Here is a 21,840-nt window from a genome sequence, read left to right on the forward strand (position 1 = left end):
CATAGATTATAGCAGAAAAAAGTAGGCGTAAGCCAGACCTATCCCTATTCTGTAAATACCGAAAGGAACAAAGGAATGTCTTGAGAGGAAGGCAAGAAGAGCTTTGACGCTCAGCAGGGCAAAAACAAAAGCGGTTAAAAAGCCTGCAGAGAGCACAAGCCAGTCCTGAGAGTGAAACTCTGAGTGGGATTTAAAAAGGTCGTAGGCGGTTGCTATGAGCATGGTGGGTGCTGCCAGGAGAAAGGAAAACTCGGCAGAGGCTTTTCTGTTAAGTCCCATGAACATACCGCCGATTATGGTTGAGGCAGAACGCGAAACTCCAGGCACCATGGCAAGGCTCTGGAAAAAGCCTATGGCGATGGCTCTCCTATAGCTGAGCTCTCTGGCATCCTGAAGGGTGCAGAAGTTCTCACAGAGCCTGTCTGCAAAGAGGAGAAAAATTCCACCAAGAACAAGGGCCACAACAACCACCACATCGTTTCCTATCAGCTGTTCTTTTATGAACCTGTAAAGGGTAAAGCCCAGGATTCCCGTGGGTAGAAAGGCAAGGGCTATCCTTTTCCACAGCTCGAAATCTGATACAAACCTTCTCCAGTAGATAAAGACAACAGCCAGTATGGAACCCAGTTGTATGGAAATTTCAAAGCTCTTGGTAAAGGTGTTGTGGGGCACTCCAAGGAGGTGGGCCGTAAGTATTAGATGTCCGGTGGAAGACACGGGGAGAAACTCTGTTAGCCCCTCTACCGCTCCCATGATGAGGGCCTGGTTTAGGTCCATCATAGCACCTCCGCATATATTCCCTTCAGGTAAAGGGTGTTTGGCATCTGAAGAATCCAGGGATGGTCAAGGTCCTGAAAGCTCTCAGCCACTATCCTGAGCTGCCTCTTTGTATCCTTCCCGGCAGATAGAAGGACCTCCAGCAAATGCTCTCTTGTTATATGAAAAGAGCAGGAGTATATGGCAAGGTATCCGCCAGGCTTTGTGATATGCAGACCTCTGACCAGAAGCTCCTTGTAGCCCCTGAGGGCATTGGGAACTGAGGCCCTGTTTTTTGCAAAGGAAGGGGGGTCTATCACCACAAGGTCAAACCTTCTACCCTCCTGATGGAATTTTCTGAGCAGGTCAAAGGCGTTAGCCTCTACCCACTCTATCCCTTCAAGTGCGTTGAGTTCTGCGTTTCTTCTGGCGACCTCAAGGGCAAGAGGAGAAAGGTCTACCCCTGTCACCTTCTCTGCGCCTGCCTTCTTCATGCTGAGGGCGAAACCACCTGTATGGCAGAAAACATCAAGACATTCGTCCCCAGGACGGACGAAGTTTCTTATGAGCCTTCTTGCCCACCTCTGGTCAAGGAAAAAGCCCGTTTTCTGCCCCTGCGGTATGTTTACTATGAACTTCAGGTCATGCTCCCATATGACTACCTCCTCCGGCACATGGCCGTATATAACACCGCCTCTTTCCCTGAAGCCCTCTACCGAAGCCACATAATCGCTCACCTTTTCATATATACCTTTTGGGCTGAGAAGCTCCAAAAGGGCGGGGATTACCCACTCTCTCAGCCTGTTCATACCGTAGGTGGTAAACTCCACCACCACATACTCTCCGTATACGTCCACCACAAGCCCCGGGAGGAGGTCGCCTTCTGAATGAACGAGCCTGAAGGCATTGCTGTCCAGGTAAAGTCTTTTCCTGTATTCAAGAGCCTGCTGGAGCCTTTTCTTTATAAGTTCTTCATTTATCGGCTCCTCCTTGTCAAAGGAGAGTATCCTTACACTTATGTTGGCAGAGGGATTTATGTAGCCATAGCCAAGGAACCTGCCTGCATAGTCTCTGACCACCACAAGGTCCCCTTTCTCTGGCTTCTTGGAATATCCTATTATCTCAGGTCTGTAAACCCAAGGGAAAAAGCCCTTTATCCTCTCCTCAACGCCAGGCTCCACCCTTACCTGTATCATTCGTAGGCTACCAGCATCCTCCTGGCTACTTCCCTGGCCTTTTCTTTCCCAACAAGCCTCTCGGCAAGCTTCAGACCAAACTCAAGGGCAGTGCCAGGTCCCTGACTGGTAACTATGTTTTCATCCTCCACCACTGACCTGTCTACGAAGTGAGCTGGCTTTATCTCTTCAACAAGGGAGGGATAGACGGTAGCCCTTTTCCCTTCCAGCACGCCAAACTTTGCCAGCGCGGTGGGTGCTGCACATATGGCACCTATCAGCTTTTTTTTCTCCTGCATATTTTTTATGAGCTTTTCTACCCTCTGGTCCTGCTTGAGCCTTTCCACACCACCCGCACCGCCGGGGAGTATGATTAGGTCAAGTTCATCAGGGTTGAGGCTGTCAACGGTTGTGTCGGGAACTATTTTTATGTTTCTTGCACTGGGCACTGGCTCGGGTGTGAGTCCCGCAATTATCACTTCCACGCCTGCACGCCTGAGCACGTCAATGGGTGCAACCGCTTCCACTTCTTCAAAGCCTTCTGCAAGGATTATGGCTACCTTTGGCATGTCAAAACCTCCTTACTTTATTATCTCCCTCTCCCTTACCCTCGGGTCTATGATAGCAAGAAGTATATCCGCAATAAGGTTTCCTATAAGCAACATTATAGTGCCAATGTATAGCCCACCCATAACAAGGAAAAGGTCCTGAGAAAGCACTGCATCCAGCATAAGAGTTCCAAGCCCAGGCCAGCCAACTATTATTTCAATCAGAGCTGCGCCCGAGAGAAGTCCTGCCACTTCGTAACCTATGAGAGTGGTAAAGGGATTCATGGCATTCTTGAAAATATGCTTTGTGATAGTCCACTGGGAAACAGCTTTTGCTCTGAGCATAACCACCATGGGGCTGTTCTTTATCTCTATTACACTGCTTCTCATGAGCCTTACAAGCCCGGCTGAAGACACAAGGGTCAGGGTTAGAACAGGCACAAACATATGAGAAGCCAGGTCAACCACCTTCCCCCAGAGACTTAGCTTGTGAAAGTCAGGGCTGTAGGGACCACCCACGGGTAATTGTCCTGTCTTGGATACTATTACAAGAACAATGAAGGCAAGGAAAAAGGAAGGAAGGGACATGAAGGTATAACTGTAAGCCCTTATTATCCTGTCAGAGAGCTTTCCCTCTCTTAGCCCGGCCAGCATACCGAGGGGGACAGCGATTAGCCAGGAGAAAATGGTGGAAGTTACCGTTAGCAGAAGAGTGTTCCATACCCTTTCACCTATTAGCTGGCTTACGGGAGCGTGGTACTGAAAGCTGTATCCAAGGTCAAACTTCAGGGCGGATATGAGCCACTTTATGTATTGCATGAAGACATTCTGGTCAAGTCCATACTGCCTTTTCAGGGCTTCTATGGTCTCGGGGGATATTTGAGGGTTTAGCTTTAGCTGGTCAAGGTAATCTCCGGGTGCCAGCTTGATGATAAGAAAAGACAGAAAGGTAACACCCAGCAGGGTAAGGAATGCCTGAAATATCCTGTAGGAGAGAAACCACAACATCAGAAGTAGTTGGCTATAAAGTGCCTGACTTCTGAGAAGTATCTTTCTATCTCTTCTCTGTGCTTGTTCTTTACATACCTGATGAGCTTGTAGTCATCCCAGTATCCCAGGAAGGGTATTCTGTCCCTTATAGAGTCTCTGTCCTCTATAAAATAGAGCAGTGCAGCAATAAAATCTTTCCTTGCTTCTTCTTTAAGGTCAAACTCCTCATCGGAGAGAATCCTGAAAAGGAGTTTTGCATCAAGTATGAGGTTTCTCACATATTCCATGGTTGGTGGCACGCGCCTGAGCTTTTCTTCAAGAAGGCTTCTCAGCTCCCTTGTGCCTGTTTCCCTGTGGTATTTCCTGAGCTTTTCTTCCATAGAACTTTTATTATAGCATTACTTTAGAGCAAAAACTGTCTTGAGAAGCTCTACAAAGGCAGGGTTAAGAAGTGTTAAACCGACCACCACAAGACCTATAAGGACTTTGAGGAGAAGTTCCACTCTGTCTATTCTCCGCCCAAGGTCAGATTCCACTTTGTTTATCCTATTTGTTAAATCTGCCTCCACCTTATCTATTATTTTCTCCAGCTCCAGTCTTAAAGACCTCATCTCTCCGTAAAACTCTTCTTTAGTAACAAGTTCCTTTTTGAGTTCATCCTTTATCTCTGCTTTTAGGAGAGGTTTTTGCTCCTTTACCTTCTCCTCAATGACCTTCAGACTTTCCTCAAGCACCTTTACAACTTTGTCTGCCTTTTCCTTTCCCAGTTCCTCTTCAAGGATCCTGTAGACCTCGTAGCTCACCGCCATGATTTTAAATTATAGCTCAACATCCAGCCTGTAAAAGCTATCCCTTCTAAACTCTTCCCTCTCACCAGGAAAGTCTCTCCTGTAATGCACGCCTCTGCTCTCTTCTCTCCACAGGGCTGAGTTGAGGGTTGCAAGGGCCACAAGGCTTATGTCAAGGAGCTGTCTGTTTTCCACGCTCCTTTCCCAGTTTTTCCAGCCCTCCAGCCATGTTCTGAGTTTTTCTATTGCCTCCCTGAGGCTTCCCTCCTCTCTCTCAAGACCACAGCTCTCCCAAATGAGCCTTCTGAGCTCTTCAAAGTTGTATGGGGGTTTCTGCCTCCCTTCCTTCTGAGAGGTGAAATCTGCATAAGAGGGTTTTAGAAATTCAAGGTCGTGGAATACTCTGTAGGCGGTTCTGTATCCGAAGACCACACCCTCAAGAAGAGAGTTAGAAGCAAGCCTGTTAGCTCCATGAACACCGGTGCAGGCACATTCACCCACCGCGTAAAGTCCGGGGAAAGTGGTTCTTCCATAAGAGTCCACTTCTATACCACCTATAAAGTAGTGAGCAGCCGGCGTTATGGGTATGGGCTGGATGTCCGGGTCATAGCCCCTCTCTTTCAGCATTGAATATATGGTAGGAAACCTCTGGGACAGGTTCATGCCCCTTTCCTTCAATGGTCTCATATCAAGGAACACCTCATCCCCCTCTCTGAGCTTCCTGTATATTGCCCTCGCCACCACGTCTCTGGGCTGGAGTTCATCAACGAACCTTTCTCCCTTCTGGTCCACAAGCACAGCACCCTCACCCCTTACCGCCTCAGATATGAGTATGTTTGTGTTCCTTACTACAGTAGGATGGAACTGAACAAACTCGGCGTTCAGGAGTGTTAACCCTTTCCTAAGGGCAATCCCCATTGCATCACCCCTTACTTTCACGGGGTTTGAAGTATGCAGAAACATGCTGGCTGCACCGCCTGTTGCCAGAACTAGGGCGGATGTCTTTATGAGCTTTAAATTCCCCTCATAGTAAAGAATCCCCTCCACCTTATCCTCACCCAGAACCTCTTGAAGCTCACCCATGATAACCCTTATGCCCATATCCCTGACCTTCTTCAGGAGAGCATCGTATATGGCCTTTCCTGTATAGTCTTTAACTTTGTAGACCCTCGGGAAGGAGTGTCCACCCTCTATGGTGGTATCCTCGTCAAAGGTAACACCCCATCTTCTGAGGTCTGCAAGCCTTTGAATACCCTCATCTACGAGAACCCTGAGCGTATCCTCCCTGCAAAGGCCTCTGCCCGCCCTCTGGGTATCAAGCATGTGAAGGTATGGGCTGTCCTGCGGGTGCACGGCACATGCTATGCCCCCCTGAGAGTAGTAAGTGTTTCCTATGCCCCTTGTGAGAATCAGGGGCTCAACGCCAAGCTCTTTGAGCACTATGGCGGTTGTGAGCCCTCCTATGCCACTCCCGCATACCACCACAGAGGCAGTCTCAGGGGGAAGCTTTGAGGTATCAAAGCTAAGAAAATACGCCATGCTTTCTGTATACTTCCACTATTAGGTCGGCAAGCCTTTTGGGGTCATGCCTGACAAAGTCCTCCTTCTCACCTATAAGGTCTTCCGCATAGACCTCTATTCCCTCCCTTGCTATCCTCGCTATGTCTGGAATAACAGGCTCCTGCCTCTGTGCCATGTATCTTCTCAGCACCTGGTCAGAAGGCATCTTGGTGTTTACCAAGGCCACATCTACCTTCTCAATGCCTGTGTATTCTCTAAAGGCCCTTATGTGGTCATAGGCAGTAAAGCCGTCCGTTTCACCGGGCTGGGTCATGGCGTTGACCACAAAGACCTTTAGAGCAGGAGAATGAAGGACTGCCTCTCTTATATCAGATATGAGCAGGTTGGGGATTATGCTGGTATAAAGGCTCCCCGGACCAAAGACCACCATGTCAGCAGATTCTATTTTTGCTACTGCATCTATGGGAGCCTTTACACCCTGAGGCTCTATCCATATCTTTTTGAGCCTGACGCCATCGGACTTTCCATATTCGGTTATTTCTTCCTCACCACAGAGCATTCTGCCGTCGCTAAACTCTGCACAGAGCTGAACGCTTTCAAGGGTTGCGGGTATTATCTCTCCCCTAGTCCTGAGTATCTGAGAGGCTATGTTTACCGCATGCATAAAACTGCCCGTTATCTCTGTGAGGGCAACAAGAAAAAGGTTTCCAAAGGCATGTCCATCAAGCTCTCCACCCCTGAACCTAAACTGAAAAAGTTCCCTTATTATCTCTTCACTTTCTGACAGAGCCACTATACAGTTTCTTATGTCCCCAGGAGCTGGCACGTTGTAGAGTTTTCTGAGCCTTCCGGTGCTCCCACCGCTGTCTGCCACAGTAACTATGGCGGAAAGGTCCTCTATTTCCCTGCCCACCTTTTCCTTGAGACCTCTCAGAAGGGTGGAAAGCCCCGTTCCTCCTCCTACGGCTACAAGCCTCATACCTACCTCCTTGAAATCTTCACAGGTCTGAAATATTTTAAACCATTATGGTAAAGCTGAACTTAAAGGAAATATTCAAGACCAGGAACAGGTTTTCGCAGAGCTACCTTTTCAAACCTGAGGATATAAAACTGCCTCCGGACCTCGGCGAGATAAGGGAGCCCATTAGCCTGTACGTGGAAATAACAAAGGAAAGGGGTGGATACAGGGTATACATGGAGATTGAAGGATATGTGGTGCTTGAGTGCAGCCGGTGCCTTACCATATACCAAAAGGATATTGGCAGAAGTGAGTCTATAAGAATAGAGCCATATCCCACCAGAGATGTGCTTTATCTGAAGCCCTCAGAGCTTGAAGTATCCTTTTTTGAAGATGAGGAGGCCTTTGACCTTACACAGCTACTCAGGGAGCAGATAATCCTCAGTATACCCACAAAGCCCTTGTGCAGCCCCGACTGCATGGCCGGTTTTCAGGAACAGCTTGAAAGCAGAGTTACAACGCTCGGTGACCTTCTTAAGAAGAGCAATATGTTATAATACAATCTTCACTATACCTTACGGAGGCTGTGAAATGGCGGTTCCAAAGAGAAAGACTTCAAAATGGAGAAGAGACCAGAGAAGGGCCCAGAATTTCTTCTCTAAGTTGAAGAGTGGGTCGCTCGCAAACTGCCCCAACTGCGGTGAGCTAATGATGCCCCACAGAGCATGCCCTTACTGCGGATACTACAAGGGTAGAGAAGTTCTCAAGACTTCATGACAAGAATAGCGGTTGACTGTATGGGGGGGGACTATGCCCCAGAGGAGATAGTAAAAGGCTGTATTCTTGCATACAGAGAGCTGGGCCTTGAAAGTGTGCTTGTGGGTGATGAGGAGAAAATAAGGCGTGTGCTCGAGAGGGAAAAGTTTGATAGTCTTGAGATAGTGCATGCACCTGATTTGGTGCAGATGCATGAACCACCCTCCAATGTGCTTAAAAAGAAGCTCTCTTCTCTCTTTGTGGCCGGTAAGCTGGTAAGAGAGGGTCTTGCGGATGGGCTTGTATCAGCAGGAAATACAGGTGCAGTTCTTACTGTAGGTAAGTTCGTTATTGGTTCTATTGAGGAACTGGAGCGTCCTGCCATAGGGGTTGCCCTTCCGAACCCTAAGGGGAAAACGGTCCTTATTGACGTGGGTGCTAATGTGGATTGCAAGCCAAAGCATCTTCTCCACTTTGCAGTCATAGGACACACCTACGCCGAGGAGATACTTGGTATAAAAAACCCCAGGGTGGGTATTCTCAGCATAGGAGAAGAAGAGGGCAAGGGCAATGAGCTGGTAAAGGAAACATACCCCCTTCTGAAGGCGAGCAGACTTAACTTTCTGGGCAATGCAGAAGGCAGGGACATATACGCAGGCACCTTTGATGTGATAGTGTGCGACGGCTTTGTGGGTAATGTTATACTCAAGGCAAGTGAGAGCCTTGGTTTTGCAGTGCTTCAGATGATAAAGGAAGAGGTGCAGAAAAGCCTCCTGGCAAAGCTGGGAGCAGTGCTTATGAAGCCTGCTCTCAACAACTTCAGGAAAAAGGCAGACTTCGCGGAGTATGGAGGCATACCCCTCCTGGGGGCTAAAAAGCCAGTCATAATAACCCACGGAAGGGCAAACGCAAAGGCCATAAGAAACGCCATAAGGGTTGCAAACGAATTTCTGACACATCACTTCAACGAAAGGCTTTCAGAGAACCTGAAAAATTTACTCCCACAAGAGGTAAAAGTCTGATGGGATTGACTATAAAGGGTATGGGCGACTATACGCCTCAGGAAGTGCTGACCAACTTTGACCTTGAAAAGCTTGTGGACACCTCCGACGACTGGATAACCACAAGGACTGGCATAAAAGAAAGGAGAATAGCAAAGTCCGAGACCCTGACTGAAATGGCTTACAGGGCAAGCCTTCAGGCACTTGAAGAAGCCGGTGTAAATCCAGAGGAGCTTGATGTAATAATTCTTGCAACCCTCACGCCTGACCTTGGCTTTCCCGCCAGCGCCTGTCTCCTGCAGGCAAGGCTCGGAGCTAGCAGGGCTTACGCCTTTGATATATCTGCAGCCTGCAGTGGCTTTCTCTACGGTCTTGAGATAGCAAACTCTATGATTTCATCCGGAAAGGCAAAGCACATACTCCTTGTGGGTGCAGAAAAGCTCTCTCAGATAGTGGACTGGACGGACAGGTCTACCTGTGTTCTCTTTGGCGATGGTGCAGGTGCAGTGCTTCTGAGTTCTGAAGGTGATGGTGAGCTTCTCTCTTCTGTGATGCGTTCCGACGGAAATTACTGGGAAATCCTTTATGCGGAGAGGTGTGGCTACATTAAGATGAAGGGAAAGGAGCTCTTTAAGCTGGCGGTGCGTTCCATGGCGGAGGTATGTGAAGAGGTCCTCCAGAGGGCTGGGGTTTCCATAGAAGAGGTGAGCCTTCTTGTGCCACATCAGGCAAACATAAGAATCGTGCAGGCTCTTGCCGAAAGACTGGGAGTGCCCACAGAGAAGGTATACTCCAATATACATAAATACGGAAACACAAGCGCCGCCTCCATTCCCATAGCTCTGCGTGAGGCATACAGAGAAGGAAGATTGAAGAAGGGCGACCTTGTTCTCCTGACTGCCATGGGCGGAGGGCTCACATGGGGAGCAAGCCTTCTGAGGTTCTGACTTGCGGTTTGATGCCATAGTTGTAGGCGGCGGTCCTGCCGGGGCCTCCTCCGCATACCACCTTTCCAGAAAGGGGCTGAAGGTCCTTCTCATTGAGAAAGAAAACCTCCCCAGGTTCAAACTCTGCGCAGGCTGTATTTCTGCGAGAGCCATTAGACTTCTGCCTGATGGATACCAGAGGTTGATACTTAACACCATAAGAGCCGGAAGGCTTGGATTCAGGGGCCTTGAGGAGACAAGAGCGGAGGCAGAAGGGGCTGTGGCCCACATAGTGGACAGAAGGGACTTTGACCACTTCCTGGTCTCAAAGGCTCTGGAGGCTGGTGCGGAGCTCCTCCGTGCAGAGTTTCTCGGCTTTGAGAGAGAGGATGAAGGCTACAGAGTATACACCTCATGGGGAACTTTTGAGGCAGACCTTCTTGTGGGTGCAGATGGCTTTTATTCAAAGGTGGCAAAGCTCTTGGGATACAGAAAAAAGAAATTTTTCAGAAGTCTTGAGCTCTTCACTGACGGGGACATGGAAGATGAAGTGCTGATTGAGACGGGGTATGTGGGAAGGGGATACCTCTGGGTTTTTCCTCATGGAGATGGCATAAGCCTCGGAGTCGCAAGCACCGGCAGGGAAGACCTGCTGAGAATTCTCAAGGATTACTCTGAAAAAAAGGGTATAAAATTCCACCATCCCAGGGGATGGCACATACCCTTTGTGGAAAGAGATGAAGACCTCCATGCAGGCAGAGAGAGGATACTGCTTGTGGGAGACGCCGCAAACATGACTGACCCACTTCTTGGCGAGGGAATATACTATGCCCTCTGGGGAGGTAAGCTCCTTGCGGAGGCAATAGTGGAAAACCCTTCGGAACCCGTAGGGGCCTACAGAAAAAGGCTGAGGCCCCTTGTGCAGGAGCTCGTGTATGCAGGAAGGATTGCAAGGCTTGCCTATGCCTTTCAGAGTATATCCTACAGAATGGGTAAGGATTTTGCTCTCAAGAGTTTTTATAAACTTCTGACAGGGGAGAAGAGCTACAGAGACCTTTACTGGAGAGGGTTGCCGGGCTTTCTAAAACACTTGACTAAGGCCTGGCTAGGAGGTATAATGAAGCCCCATGAGGGTGGTAATAGGGGCAGTGCTTCTGAACGTGGGACTTTCACTGGCAAACGCTGATGGAATTGTTCTAACCGCTCTGACCTACATGGAAAGACCCTATCAATTCGGTGCCAACGAGCTATACAGGATGGACTGCTCTGCCTTTGTTCAGAGAGTCTTTGAAGTAAACGGTATAAAGTTGCCAAGAAGCACTGCGGAACAGGCAAAGGTAGGAGTGCAGGTAGAACGGGACAGGCTAAGACCGGGAGACCTTCTCTTTTTCACCACCTACAGACCTGGACCATCCCATGTGGGCATATATTTGGGAAATGGTAGATTTGTGCATGCCAGCGAAAAGACAGGTATAACAGTAAGCAGAATTGATGAAACATACTGGCAGAGAAGGTTCCTCTTCGCAAGGAGGCTGGAACATAGCGCCAATGATTACGCAAGGCTTGAAGGAAGGCAAACAGCTCGCACCATAACCCCAGAGGGCGATGAGATTGGAGACCTCATCTTCATACTTTCTAACCGTTAATATACCTTCTTATCAGGCGCTCCCAGTTCTGCAGGGAATTAAGGTGGGCGTAGATTACTTTGAGATATCCCTTTTCTGAAAGCCATCTGAGGGTATCCCCAGAAAGTTCAAAAAGTCTTTTCTCATCCACCATGTTAAAGGAGACCTCTACCCCCTCATAGCTAACCCTCCCGCCCACCACAAGCCCAAGGTCAAAAAGAAGGTTGATAAACTCCTCTGTCTGAGCCTTACCCTCCTCAAGTTTGAGAGAGTAAACATAGAAACCCTGCTCAAAGCAGGAGTTTATCAGCTGACCCTCCCAGATGGGTTCTCCTTCCAGTTCAGAGAAGCCAGGGCAGGTAAGGTCAAGGGCAAGATAGCCTCCACTTATGAAAAAAGGATACTGCCTGCATGTGTAGGGCTTTTCCTCCTCTAGAAGACAGCCAACACCATCCTTTAGATATATACAGCCCTTCCAGTCTTCCTTTAGCCTGAAGTATGCACAAAAAAGCCTCTGCTCCTTGCCCTCCTGGTCTACTTCTATGTTTATGACCACTGGAAAATGTCTTGAGAGGGATACAACTTCCTCAAGAACTACAAAAGTTCTATCAGGAATAAGGCAACAGCTGTGGGGGCATGCACCTTTGAGACATGACCACTTGAGGTTTATGTGTTTTTCTTGGTCAAGAAGTATGGTATTGGAGAAGAGCTTCATCCACCCATTATCTCCTTTTCCTTAGCCTCTGCGAGCTGGTTTATCTCATCTATGTGTTTGTCAGTGAGCTTTTGTAGCTTTTCCAGAGCCCTCTTTATCTCATCCTCAGATACTCCCTCCAGCTCTTCAAGCATATCCTTCGCATCCCTCCTTATGTTCCTTACGGCTACCCTTGCCTCCTCCGCCATTTTATGGAGCATCTTGACAAGCTCTTTCCTTCTCTCCTGTGTAAGGGGCGGAAGTGTTATCCTGAGCACATTGCCCTGCCTCTGGGGAGTGAGGCTGAGGCTTTCCATTATTGCTTTCTCTACGCTTGACACGGCGTTTGCATCCCACAACTGGACGGTTATCTGGTTCACATCAGTTATACTTATACTTCCAAGCTGTTTCAGTGGAACTCTTGAGCCGTAATAATCAACTTTGAGCTCCTCCACCAGAGAGGTGCTTGCCCTACCAGTTCTCAGACCAGCTATTTCATTCTTAAAGTAGCTCACCGCCTTTTTCATGTCTTCTTCGACGCTCTTAAAAATATCCTCTATCATGCTCTAACCTCCTCTCGTGTATTCTTCTATCCTCCTCTTTGCAAGCTCCACATAGTCAGGGTTTATCTCATATCCCACATAGAACCTTTCACACATAAGACTTGCTATGGCGGTCTGTCCACTACCCATGAAGGGGTCAAGCACCACATCACCTTTAAAGGTGTATAGCTGAATGAGCCTGTAGGGAAGCTCAATGGGAAAAGGTGCAGGGTGCCCCACCCTTTTTGCGCTCTCACTTTTCATATACCACACGCTTCTCGTAAAACTCAAAAACTCTTCTCTGCTTATGGTGTTTTCTCCTGTAGTTTTTCTCTCAAAGAAGCCCTTTGAAAAGATAAGAATATATTCGTGCTCATCCCTTATCACAGGGTTTTTTGCACTAAGCCATGTGCCCCATGCAGTTGAAGGAGCTCCTCCCCCCTGTTTTACCCATATTATCTCACCCCGCATCAAAAAACCTATATCAAGCATATCCTGAATTATGTATGCGTGCAGAGGAATGTATGGTTTTCTACCGAGGTTTGCCACATTTATACACGCCCGCCCACCAGGAACAAGCACTCTATAAACCTCTTTCCAGACTCTTTTTAGAAAATCCCTGTATTCCTCAAGGCTCATATCCATGTCGTAATCCTTACCCACATTGTAGGGCGGAGAGGTTACCATGAGGTGGATGCTACTATCGGGGACTTCTGTTATGCTTTCAGAAGACTTACAGAAAATAGCGTTTTTTAATTCCTCCGGAAATGGATTTTCTACCTCCTTCTGCTTGCTTTCTAGATGCCCACTAAAATCAGTATATAGTCTTCTATTGTAAAAACTTGCCGAGTCGTGAGCTATCCTTCCAGCAGAGCCGAAGGAACTTGTCTTTGTGCCTCTTCTTAATCTTCTGCCCATATCTCTATCCAACGCGTATAAGGATTATAGTTAAGTTCTCCTTCTATTTTCCAGTCTATACTTATTTTAAACGGTGTTTTTTCTACACATGTTCTCAATGCATTAGCACTTATTTCTATGCCCCTTGGGTTCGTTCCCTGCTTCGGTAGTTTTATATATCCTTCTCTTCCAAGTTCCTCAAATACGGAATTTTGAATACTTAATGGTATATAAGCAAAAAATCCACTAAATCCCCAATTTATCTGCACAAAAAGAATATCTGAAGACGGGAGATAGCTGTTGTAAAATTCATTGACCTTATCCCAATCAACAGTCCACTTTAACTTAACACCTGAAAATCCTTTACCAGTCTTAGTTTTTATAGATATAGGGTTTGCGTGCCCCTCTATCTTAACATCCGCCTCTGCCTCATTTACTGGCATGTCATACAGAACCTTATCTTCGCCAAACCTGTATATAAGAAAAGCTATTATAGCCCTTTCTCTGAGCGTCCCAACCTCCATACCAGTGTGTCCGCCTCTGGACAGTTCTAACTCTGCTATCTTGAAGATGTAGGGCAATTTCTCTTTCAATTTCTTCACCGATGATTCCTCTTTAAATATCTGTGCCAAAAGGTCACCCATCCCTACCTCACCAGTGACCCCACCTTCTCCCCCATAATAGCCCTCAGAAGATTGCCCGGCTTTTTTATGTTTAGCACGAGTATGGGTAGCCTGTTCTCCCTGCACAGGGTCATGGCGGTATGGTCCATAACCTTAAGTCCCATGTTTATAGCCTGGAGGTAGCTTATCTCCTGTATGAACTCGGCATTGGGATTTTTAAGGGGGTCTTCCGTGTATATGCCGTCCACCTTAGTGGCCTTTATGAAAAGGTCCGCACCTATCTCCACCGCCCTGAGAGCGCCCGCAGTATCTGTGGAGAAAAAGGGGTTGCCCGTGCCTGCGGCGAATATTACAATTCTTCCCTTCTCCAGGTGCCGGATTGCCCTTCTCCTTATGTAAGGCTCTGCCACCTGTCTCATCTCTATGGCGGATAGAACCCTTGTGGGCAGACCTGTGAGCCTCTCAAGGGCAGATTGCAGGGCAAGGGCGTTTATCACCGTTGCCAGCATGCCCATGTAGTCACCCGTTGCCCTGTCTATACCTATCTCAAGACCCTCCACACCCCTGAATATGTTTCCACCGCCTATAACTATGGCCGTCTGAACACCTGCATCTACAAGGCTTTTTATCTCACCGCTTATATACTGCAAAAACCTCGGGTCTATACCAAATTCCTGTTCTCCAGCAAAGGCCTCACCAGACAGCTTTAGCAGCACCCTTCTGTATGCAGGTGCTTCCTCCATCAGGCACCACCCACCTCAAACCTCACAAACCTCTTTATATCTACCCCAGTTCCACTTTCCTTTATATACTGACCCACTGTCTTCTTCTCTTCCCTTATGAAAGCCTGCTCTAAAAGCACCTTTTCCTGATAGAACTTTTTGAGCCTTCCTTCCACCACCTTTTCTATTATGTTTTCCGGCTTTCCTTCCTGCCTTGCCTGCTCTGTAAGTATCCTCCTCTCTCTCTCAAGGGCTTCTGGGTCAACGCCTTCTATGCTCACAAACTCGGGCTTCATGGCTGCAATCTGGAGCGCCACATCCTGAACAACCCTGAGAACCTGCTCGCTTAACTCCGGTGCTTTGTAGTCTATGAGGACACCCACCTTTCCTATGCCATGCACGTAGGCGTGCACAAAGCCATCTGTATCGTATCTTACAAACCTTCTGAGCTGTATGTTTTCACCTATCTTGGCTATGGCAGATTTTATGAGGTCTGCTACTGTTGTGCTCCTGTCCTGACTGTATGCCTGAGTGGCTATGTCCTCACCAGTTCCAGCCCTGTTGGAGTTTTCCGGGTCAAGAGCTATATGCTTGGCAATGTTCAGGGCAAGCTCCACAAAGTGCTCGTTCTTAGCTACAAAGTCCGTCTCACAGTTGAGCTCTATGAGCACTCCAGTTTTTCTATCTTCAGAGACATAGGCGTAAACTATACCTTCCTTTGTTTCCCTCCCTGCCTTTTTGTCTGCCTTTGCAAGCCCCCTTATTCTGAGTATCTCCTTTGCCTTTTCCATATCGCCACCAGCTTCCTCAAGGGCTTTTTTACATTCCAGCATACCAGCCCCAGTCATTTCTCTCAGGGTTTTTACCATCTCGGCGGTTATCATCCTCATTCCTCCTCTGCACCTTTGTCAATGTATTCGTATTTCTCAGACATCTCCATAGCTTTCTCAAAGAGCACCTTCTCCTCCTCTTCTACTGCAATAACCCTTCTCTTTGGCACTTCCACAGCAGCTTCTCCGAGGCTTTCCCTTCTCTGTTTACCTTCTATAACCGCATCAGCTATCTTTGAGGTGAGAAGCTTTATGGATTTTATGGCGTCATCGTTCCCTGGCACGGGATAATCTATGAGGTCCGGGTCACAGTTGGAGTCTGCTATGGCAACCACTGTCACTCCCAGTTTTTTCGCCTCCTGGACTGCTATGGCTTCACGGACTGTGTCCACAACCCAGATTATGCTGGGAGGCCTTTCCATGTTCACTATGCCACCGTAGAGCTTCCTGAGCCTTTCCATCTTCCTCTTTAGCTCTCTTACCTCCTTTTTGGGAAGCACATCAAAAACACCTTCAGCCTCCATCCTCTCAAGGGTGTGGAGCTTCAGAATACTCTTACGAACAGTTCTGAAATTGGTCAGAAGTCCGCCCACCCACCTTTCGTTCACATAGGGCACACCAGCCCTCTCTGCCTCTTCCTTTATAACATCCTTTGCCTGCTTTTTTGTGCCCACGAAGAGCACATCAGCTCCCTGTGCCACGTTGTCCGCTATAAAGTGGTATGCCTGCTCAAGGAATACCACCGTCTTGTTGAGGTCCACAATGTGTATGCCGTTGCGGACGCCATAGAGGTATGGTGCCATTTTGGGGTTCCAACGGCCCCTTGAGTGTCCAAAGTGGACACCCGCCTCTAAAAGGTCTCTCATAGAAACTACTGCCATTTTCTCCTCCTTGGGTTTTGCCACCCTTTCCCAGACCCCTTATGGGGCAACCCAGTAGGGAAAGGTGCGGTCTTACAAAAATTATAGCATAAGCTGTTCCCTGCTGAAGCGGTATACTCTCTTGCAGAACTTGCACACCACCTCCGCGGGACCTTCACTGAGTATGTCTTCAAGCTCTTCTTCCTGCAATAGCATAAGACTTGAACGAGCAATCTCTTCACTGCATGGACAGTAATACTCCACCTCTTTCAGACCTATTAGCCTAGGCTCCATGCCCATGAGTATATGGATTGCAATGTCTTCAGGTCTCTGGTCTGCCAGCCTGAGGCTTTTCAGATTCTGTTCAAGAAGGGCTATGCTCTTTTCAGATACACCTGAAAGCACCTGCACAAGATAACCTGTAGCATATGCGAGGCCATCCTTCTGACTGAGAGCCATATCCAGATAACTTCTTGTCTGCTCAGACTGCTCAAAGTAAAAGGAAAGGGCTTCCTGAAAGTCTCTTCCCACCACCGGCACTATGCTGGTATAGGGTGTTCCAAGCCTGAGCTCTTTCACCACGCTTAGAGTGCCAGAGTTCCAGCATTCCTGTGGCTGCCCTTCCAGAAAACCCCTCACCCTGCCCTTACCATCTGCCTCAGCCACCACCACACCACAATCGTTCTGCACCTTGAGAAGAACCTTCTGAGGAGTTGCATGCTTTACAAGGGATGTGAGAAGAAGTGCCGATAACAGGGAATGACCGAGGGTCTCAAGACTTTTACCTTCAAGAGCGTGAACTCTTCTTGCTGTCTCTACGGTTCTCGTTGCTCGCAGGGCATAGACCCGAATCAGCTCTTCCCTTGGCACTGCTATTACCATATAGTCCTTGTCCTGAAAGTAGTTTTCAAGGTCGCTTCTTGTCTGAAGGTCCAGTTCTCTGAACATACTTATAAAGATAGCTCATACATTGAACCTGAAGTAGATGATATCTCCATCCTTAACTTCATACTCTTTGCCCTCAAGCCTCAAAAGTCCGAGCTCCTTTGCCCTTGATATGGAGCCGGCTTTTACGTAGTCTTCATAGTTTATGACCTCTGCCGCAATAAAGCCTCTCTCAAAGTCCGAGTGTATTTTACCCGCAGCCTGTGGTGCTTTGGTTCCCATTCTTACTGTCCATGCTCTCGCTTCCTTCTCCCCAGCTGTGAAGAAGGTTATGAGGTTAAGAAGTCCATAGGCTGACCTTATGAGCCTGTTTAGCCCGGGCTCCTCAAGTCCGTAAGATCTGAGAAGTTCCTCCTTTTCTTCTCTTTCAAGACCTATTAACTCTTCTTCAAGCCTTGCACATATAAGGACTGCGGGGGAACCCTCTTCCTTTGCGTATTCAAAAACTCTCCCGCTGAGCTCATTGCCTTCTGGCAGGTCAGACTCACTTACGTTTGCCACATACATGAGCGGTTTCACCGTAAGGAGGAAAAGGCTCTTTTTTGCATACTCAAGCACTTCTGAGGGCAATTCCTTTATGCGTTTCCTCAGAGGTTCCATATTTTCAAGAACTGCCTTTATAGACTCCAGCATTTCCAGCTCCTCCCTTGCCTTCTTATCTCCGAGCCTTGCGAGCTTTTCCACCTTTTCCAGCCTCTTTTCTACCGTCTCTATGTCTTTTGCTATTAGCTCAAGGTCTATTATCTGAGCATCTCTTATGGGGTCCACAGTGCCCTCCACATGGACCACATGGGGATTCTCAAAACATCTGAGCACCATGGCTATAGCATCTACTTCCCTTATATGGGCAAGAAACTGGTTACCGAGGCCCTCACCCTTGCTTGCGTTTCTCACAAGCCCCGCAATATCCACAAACTCTATAAAGGTAGGGGTGACCTTCCTCGACCTTTCAAGCTCCGCTATTGCGTATAGTCTTTTATCTGGAACCTCAACTGTCCCAAGGTTTGGCTCAATGGTGCAGAAGGGATAGTTGGCGGCAGCTGCCTTTGCAGACTGTATGAGGGCGTTAAAGAGGGTAGACTTGCCCACGTTGGGCAGTCCCACTATTCCCACGCTCAGAGCCATAAGCTATTAATTATAATCTAAGGGCTTACTTTATCAACTCACCGAGCTTGAATATGGGCATGTAAAGGGCTATGAGGATGGCACCCACTATCCCGCCTATAAAGACTATGAGCATGGGCTCTATGAGCTTAATCATACCTTCCACCGCCTTGTCAAACTCATCCTCATAAAACCTTGCTATTGTGTCCAGCATCTCATCCAGTCTTCCCGTATCCTCACCCACCCTTACCATGGCTATTATCAGCCTTGGAAACATTCCCGTCTTTTCAAGGGCCTTATGCATGGGCTCACCCTCTATGACCCCCTTCTTTGCAGACTCAAGGGCTTCTCTTATTATAACGTTCCCGGTTACCTGACCAGCTATTTCAAAGGCCCTTTCGAGCACCACACCGCTGGAAAAAAGGGCTGCCATGGTTCTTGCAAACTTTGCCATGGTGCTCTTCATTACAAGGTCACCCATTTTTGGAGCTCTGAGCATAAAGGAGTGCACCGACTTTCTGAACTGATAGCTATTGTTCATCAAGAACCTGAAGAGCAGAGAAAAACCTACCACAAAGGCAAGTATGAAAAGGAGGTTTGACCTTAAAGCGTTGGATGCAGCTATGAGCATCTGAGTTGGGGCCGGTAGTTCTCCGCCAAGGGATGCGTATATTTCCCCGAAGGTGGGAACCAGAAAGTAAAGTATGCCTGTAACTATGGCAGTGGCTATTATGACCACAAAGGTGGGATAAAAGGCAGCGCTCTTTATCTTGCTTTTTATCATCGCCATTTTTTCGTAGTAATCGGCAGCCCTTATCAGGGCAACATCAAGATTACCGGTTTCTTCTCCCACCCTGACAAGATTAACTATGAATTTGGGGAAAACAGCTGGAAACTCCGCCATGGAGCTGGATATGGGCCTTCCCTCGCTTACCATGGTAGCTACCCTTTTACTGGCATCCGCAAGCCTTTTGCTGGGTAGCTGTTCCCCAAGTATGTTGAGGGCATCTATTATATTCAGTCCTGCATTTATCATAGTTCCCAGCTGCCTGCAGAATATGGACAGGTCTCTGTCGCTAACTTTACCGCCTGTCAGGGCTGTAAGCGTGGGCGGCTTCTTCTCCTTCTCTTCCTCTCCCCTTTCAAGTTTTACTATCTCTATAACACTCAAACCCCTCTGTTGCAGGTCTGCTATTAAAGTTTCCTGAGTTGGATAGTTTACCTCGCTTTCCACAAAAGACCCTGTTTCGTCAAAAGCTCTGTACTTGAACCTTGGCATGTTCAGCCTCCTCTCTCAATCATTCTCTCCAGTTCTTTTATATCTGGTGAATACTTGTAAGCCTCTTCGAGAGATATAAGTCCTGCCTTGTAATGACCATACAGGGACTGGTTCATGGTCTGCATGCCTGTCTGAGCCTGACCGCTCTGCATGATGGCATAAATCTGTTGAAGCTTGTTCTCCCTTATAAGGTTTCTTATGGCAGTGTTTGGTATCATAAGCTCGTAGGCAAGGACCCTTCCACCACCAATCTTTGGTAGAAGCCTCTGTGATATGACTCCCTGAAGCACGAAGGAGAGCTGCACCCTCACCTGCTCCTGCTGTTCCGGAGGAAAAACGTCTATTATCCTCGTTATGGTGGATATGGCCGTATTGGTATGGAGGGTTCCGAAAACAAGGTGACCAGTTTCAGCAGCTCTCAGAGCAATCTCTATGGTCTCAAGGTCCCTCATCTCACCAACCAGTATGACATCTGGGTCCTCCCTCAGGGCTGCCCTCAGGGCCTCTGCAAAATTATGAACATCTTCACCTATTTCCCGCTGGTTTACTATACTCTTTCTGTGCTGGAACACATATTCTACCGGGTCTTCAATGGTTATTATATGGTAGGGAAAGGTCTCGTTTATATAGTTTATAAGTGATGCCAGTGTGGTAGTCTTTCCTGAACCTGTGGGTCCGGTGACAAGTATAAGACCCATGCTCTTGTGGCACAGGTCAAGGACCTTCTCCGTAAGACCTATCTCCTTTAGACTCATTATCTTGTATGGTAGTCTCCTAAAGGCGGCTGCAATTGCACCCCTCTGAAAAAAAACGTTTGCTCTGAAACGCCCAATATCCTTGACGCCAAAGGAGAAATCCACCTGTCCTTTCTCTTCAAGGGTTTTCCTGTGCCTTTCAGACATGACAGAGTAGGCAACTCTCTGAGTCATTTCTGGGGTTAATACGGGGTATTCAATAAGCTGTGTTATCCTTCCATCAACCCGCAGCACAGGTCTTGCTCCTGCTGTTATATGGATGTCTGAAGCGTTAACCTGGACAGCCTTTTGAAGTATATCCGCAAGCCTAACATCTGCGGGTGATACGGCGATCTTTTCAGTAGGTGTCATTTTATCCCTCCTTTTATAATTAATTATATGAAACTTCTCTATGAAGGCAAGGCAAAGAAAGTCTATGAGCTTGAGGGGGAGAAATGCCTTATATACTTCAAGGACACAGCCACAGCCTTTGACGCCACCAAGAGGGCTGAGGTTGAGGGAAAAGGTGTGCTCAACAATGCCATATCAAGTCTTATCTTCAAACTCCTTGAAGAAAAAGGCATAAGAACGCACTTTATAGAGCGTGTTTCTGAGAGGGAAATGCTTGTCTGGAGAGCCAGGAGGTTTGACCTGGAGGTGGTTGTAAGAAACATAACCGCAGGGAGTATATGCAAAAGACTCGGACTTAAAGAAGGAGAGAGGTTAAAAAGACCAATCGTTGAGCTCTTCTATAAGAATGACCAGCTACACGACCCTCTCATATGTTTTGAACATGTTCTTCTTCTTGGTATAACAAACAGAAGCACCTTAAGACAGATAACAGCAACTGCTCTTAAAGTGAACAGGATACTGAAGAGCTTCTTCAGGTCCCATGGGCTTTTGCTGGTAGACTTTAAGCTGGAGTTTGGCCTTCTTCCAGATAACACCCTTGCAGTGATAGATGAGATATCACCTGATACCTGCAGGCTCTGGGATGCCAGAACAGGGGAGAAGCTGGACAAGGACAGGTTCAGGTTTGACCTTGGCGACCTGCTGGAAGGCTATAGAAAGGTTCTCGAGAAGGTTCAGGGCGGGTAAAGTATGAGAACAACCCTTCCCATCTTCGACCATACTCTGTCCAGTTCCTTTGCACTGATGGGCTTGCTGGCTTCATAGCCCGTGTGAACGAAGAATGTTTCATCTTTGTATCCCACAACCACCATGTAGTGGGGCAAGCTGACCCACAGTTTTCCCAGGTCCACAAGCACTATGGGAGGGATTCCCTCCTTCAGATAGTCCCTGAGCTCCTGTAGATTTGATACTTTTAATGAGGTCTTGAAGCCCCTTTCTCTGGCATATTTTTCAAGGTCTGTGATGAGAGCGCCCTTTAGCTTTGGGTCATATACCCTTTGCCCAATCTCTTCCTGAGACACCTCTACACCATAATATGCAAGGACAGAACTCAGAGAAGCAGGACCGCAAAACTGGTCCCGCTGCTTAACAAAGGGAACATCCAGATTCTTGGAGAATAAAAAAAGGGGAAAAAGAAGGAGGAGCAGGAACATT

Annotated in this window: 27 protein-coding genes; 7 read left to right on the forward strand and 20 right to left on the reverse strand. The window is 47.8% G+C overall.

Going from position 1 to position 21,840, the window contains the following annotated elements; all coding sequences use genetic code 11:
- Positions 1-6: 6 nt before the first annotated feature.
- Genes WHS43_05770 through WHS43_05805 form a run of 8 tightly spaced genes read right to left on the reverse strand, consistent with a single transcriptional unit; the run spans position 7 to position 6,757 of the window.
- Positions 7-777 (reverse strand): undecaprenyl-diphosphate phosphatase, encoded by a 771-nt coding sequence (locus tag WHS43_05770; GenBank protein ID MEJ5339144.1) that lies wholly within the window; start codon positions 775-777, stop codon positions 7-9.
- Positions 777-1,952, reverse strand: coding sequence for a class I SAM-dependent rRNA methyltransferase (locus WHS43_05775; protein ID MEJ5339145.1), 1,176 nt, complete (start codon positions 1,950-1,952; stop codon positions 777-779). The genes WHS43_05770 and WHS43_05775 overlap by 1 nt, the downstream gene beginning before the upstream one ends.
- Complete coding sequence (locus WHS43_05780; protein ID MEJ5339146.1) at positions 1,949-2,500, reverse strand: DJ-1 family glyoxalase III; 552 nt, start codon at positions 2,498-2,500, stop codon at positions 1,949-1,951. Before WHS43_05780 ends, WHS43_05775 begins: the two co-directional genes overlap by 4 nt.
- Positions 2,501-2,512: 12 nt before the next feature.
- The gene (locus WHS43_05785; GenBank protein ID MEJ5339147.1) at positions 2,513-3,487 is read right to left on the reverse strand and encodes an ABC transporter permease; all 975 of its coding nucleotides are present in this window, start codon (positions 3,485-3,487) and stop codon (positions 2,513-2,515) included.
- The gene (locus WHS43_05790; protein ID MEJ5339148.1) at positions 3,487-3,849 is read right to left on the reverse strand and encodes a YkvA family protein; all 363 of its coding nucleotides are present in this window, start codon (positions 3,847-3,849) and stop codon (positions 3,487-3,489) included. Before WHS43_05790 ends, WHS43_05785 begins: the two co-directional genes overlap by 1 nt.
- A gap of 18 nt (positions 3,850-3,867) precedes the next feature.
- Positions 3,868-4,278: a hypothetical protein gene (locus WHS43_05795; protein MEJ5339149.1), complete on the reverse strand. Its 411-nt coding sequence runs from the start codon at positions 4,276-4,278 to the stop codon at positions 3,868-3,870.
- Between the two features lie 9 nt (positions 4,279-4,287).
- The gene (locus WHS43_05800; GenBank protein MEJ5339150.1) at positions 4,288-5,796 is read right to left on the reverse strand and encodes an FAD-binding protein; all 1,509 of its coding nucleotides are present in this window, start codon (positions 5,794-5,796) and stop codon (positions 4,288-4,290) included.
- Positions 5,780-6,757: a YvcK family protein gene (locus tag WHS43_05805; protein MEJ5339151.1), complete on the reverse strand. Its 978-nt coding sequence runs from the start codon at positions 6,755-6,757 to the stop codon at positions 5,780-5,782. The genes WHS43_05800 and WHS43_05805 overlap by 17 nt, the downstream gene beginning before the upstream one ends.
- A gap of 47 nt (positions 6,758-6,804) precedes the next feature.
- Here WHS43_05805 and WHS43_05810 point away from each other — a divergent pair, with 47 nt between their 5' ends.
- From WHS43_05810 to WHS43_05835, 6 genes are read left to right on the forward strand one after another with little or no spacing between them, the layout of a single operon-like run.
- Positions 6,805-7,293, forward strand: a complete 489-nt coding sequence (locus tag WHS43_05810; protein MEJ5339152.1) for a YceD family protein — start codon at positions 6,805-6,807, stop codon at positions 7,291-7,293.
- A 34-nt stretch (positions 7,294-7,327) separates the two neighbouring features.
- Positions 7,328-7,513: a 50S ribosomal protein L32 gene (gene rpmF, locus WHS43_05815; protein MEJ5339153.1), complete on the forward strand. Its 186-nt coding sequence runs from the start codon at positions 7,328-7,330 to the stop codon at positions 7,511-7,513.
- The gene (gene plsX / locus WHS43_05820) at positions 7,510-8,514 is read left to right on the forward strand and encodes a phosphate acyltransferase PlsX (protein MEJ5339154.1); all 1,005 of its coding nucleotides are present in this window, start codon (positions 7,510-7,512) and stop codon (positions 8,512-8,514) included. The genes rpmF and plsX overlap by 4 nt, the downstream gene beginning before the upstream one ends.
- A complete protein-coding gene (locus WHS43_05825; protein ID MEJ5339155.1) occupies positions 8,514-9,440 on the forward strand; it encodes a beta-ketoacyl-ACP synthase III in 927 nt (308 codons plus the stop codon). Before plsX ends, WHS43_05825 begins: the two co-directional genes overlap by 1 nt.
- Before the next feature lies 1 nt (position 9,441).
- Positions 9,442-10,605 (forward strand): geranylgeranyl reductase family protein, encoded by a 1,164-nt coding sequence (locus WHS43_05830; GenBank protein ID MEJ5339156.1) that lies wholly within the window; start codon positions 9,442-9,444, stop codon positions 10,603-10,605.
- Positions 10,547-11,065, forward strand: a complete 519-nt coding sequence (locus WHS43_05835; protein ID MEJ5339157.1) for a C40 family peptidase — start codon at positions 10,547-10,549, stop codon at positions 11,063-11,065. The genes WHS43_05830 and WHS43_05835 overlap by 59 nt, the downstream gene beginning before the upstream one ends.
- On the opposite strand, the gene WHS43_05840 is transcribed toward WHS43_05835, so the two are convergent.
- The 11 genes from WHS43_05840 to WHS43_05890 form a co-directional block, all read right to left on the reverse strand.
- The gene (locus WHS43_05840) at positions 11,055-11,759 is read right to left on the reverse strand and encodes a SapC family protein (protein ID MEJ5339158.1); all 705 of its coding nucleotides are present in this window, start codon (positions 11,757-11,759) and stop codon (positions 11,055-11,057) included. The two genes, WHS43_05835 and WHS43_05840, sit on opposite strands and share 11 nt — an antisense overlap.
- Positions 11,756-12,301, reverse strand: a complete 546-nt coding sequence (gene frr / locus WHS43_05845; GenBank protein MEJ5339159.1) for a ribosome recycling factor — start codon at positions 12,299-12,301, stop codon at positions 11,756-11,758. The genes WHS43_05840 and frr overlap by 4 nt, the downstream gene beginning before the upstream one ends.
- A 3-nt stretch (positions 12,302-12,304) precedes the next feature.
- Positions 12,305-13,198 (reverse strand): site-specific DNA-methyltransferase, encoded by an 894-nt coding sequence (locus WHS43_05850; protein MEJ5339160.1) that lies wholly within the window; start codon positions 13,196-13,198, stop codon positions 12,305-12,307.
- Positions 13,183-13,821: a ThaI family type II restriction endonuclease gene (locus WHS43_05855; protein ID MEJ5339161.1), complete on the reverse strand. Its 639-nt coding sequence runs from the start codon at positions 13,819-13,821 to the stop codon at positions 13,183-13,185. Before WHS43_05855 ends, WHS43_05850 begins: the two co-directional genes overlap by 16 nt.
- A gap of 2 nt (positions 13,822-13,823) precedes the next feature.
- Positions 13,824-14,543: a UMP kinase gene (gene pyrH, locus WHS43_05860; GenBank protein ID MEJ5339162.1), complete on the reverse strand. Its 720-nt coding sequence runs from the start codon at positions 14,541-14,543 to the stop codon at positions 13,824-13,826.
- Positions 14,543-15,412, reverse strand: a complete 870-nt coding sequence (gene tsf, locus WHS43_05865) for a translation elongation factor Ts (GenBank protein ID MEJ5339163.1) — start codon at positions 15,410-15,412, stop codon at positions 14,543-14,545. The genes pyrH and tsf overlap by 1 nt, the downstream gene beginning before the upstream one ends.
- Entirely contained in the window at positions 15,409-16,233 is an 825-nt protein-coding gene (rpsB, locus tag WHS43_05870) for a 30S ribosomal protein S2 (GenBank protein MEJ5339164.1), read from the reverse strand. The genes tsf and rpsB overlap by 4 nt, the downstream gene beginning before the upstream one ends.
- Positions 16,234-16,314: 81 nt before the next feature.
- Complete coding sequence (locus WHS43_05875) at positions 16,315-17,160, reverse strand: Hsp33 family molecular chaperone HslO (GenBank protein MEJ5339165.1); 846 nt, start codon at positions 17,158-17,160, stop codon at positions 16,315-16,317.
- Positions 17,161-17,175: 15 nt separating this feature from the next.
- Positions 17,176-18,282, reverse strand: a complete 1,107-nt coding sequence (gene ychF / locus WHS43_05880; protein MEJ5339166.1) for a redox-regulated ATPase YchF — start codon at positions 18,280-18,282, stop codon at positions 17,176-17,178.
- A gap of 25 nt (positions 18,283-18,307) precedes the next feature.
- On the reverse strand, positions 18,308-19,540 hold the full coding sequence (locus WHS43_05885; GenBank protein ID MEJ5339167.1) for a type II secretion system F family protein: 1,233 nt from the start codon (positions 19,538-19,540) through the stop codon (positions 18,308-18,310).
- A 2-nt stretch (positions 19,541-19,542) separates the two neighbouring features.
- Positions 19,543-20,646: a type IV pilus twitching motility protein PilT gene (locus tag WHS43_05890; GenBank protein MEJ5339168.1), complete on the reverse strand. Its 1,104-nt coding sequence runs from the start codon at positions 20,644-20,646 to the stop codon at positions 19,543-19,545.
- Between the two features lie 27 nt (positions 20,647-20,673).
- Here WHS43_05890 and purC point away from each other — a divergent pair, with 27 nt between their 5' ends.
- Positions 20,674-21,372 (forward strand): phosphoribosylaminoimidazolesuccinocarboxamide synthase, encoded by a 699-nt coding sequence (gene purC / locus WHS43_05895; GenBank protein ID MEJ5339169.1) that lies wholly within the window; start codon positions 20,674-20,676, stop codon positions 21,370-21,372.
- On the opposite strand, the gene WHS43_05900 is transcribed toward purC, so the two are convergent.
- Positions 21,360-21,839, reverse strand: coding sequence for a C39 family peptidase (locus WHS43_05900; GenBank protein ID MEJ5339170.1), 480 nt, complete (start codon positions 21,837-21,839; stop codon positions 21,360-21,362). The two genes, purC and WHS43_05900, sit on opposite strands and share 13 nt — an antisense overlap.
- Position 21,840: the final 1 nt, after the last annotated feature.

The sequence above is a fragment of the Aquificaceae bacterium genome, assembly GCA_037481935.1.
In the GTDB taxonomy this organism is placed as follows: Bacteria; Aquificota; Aquificia; order Aquificales; family Aquificaceae; genus Pampinifervens.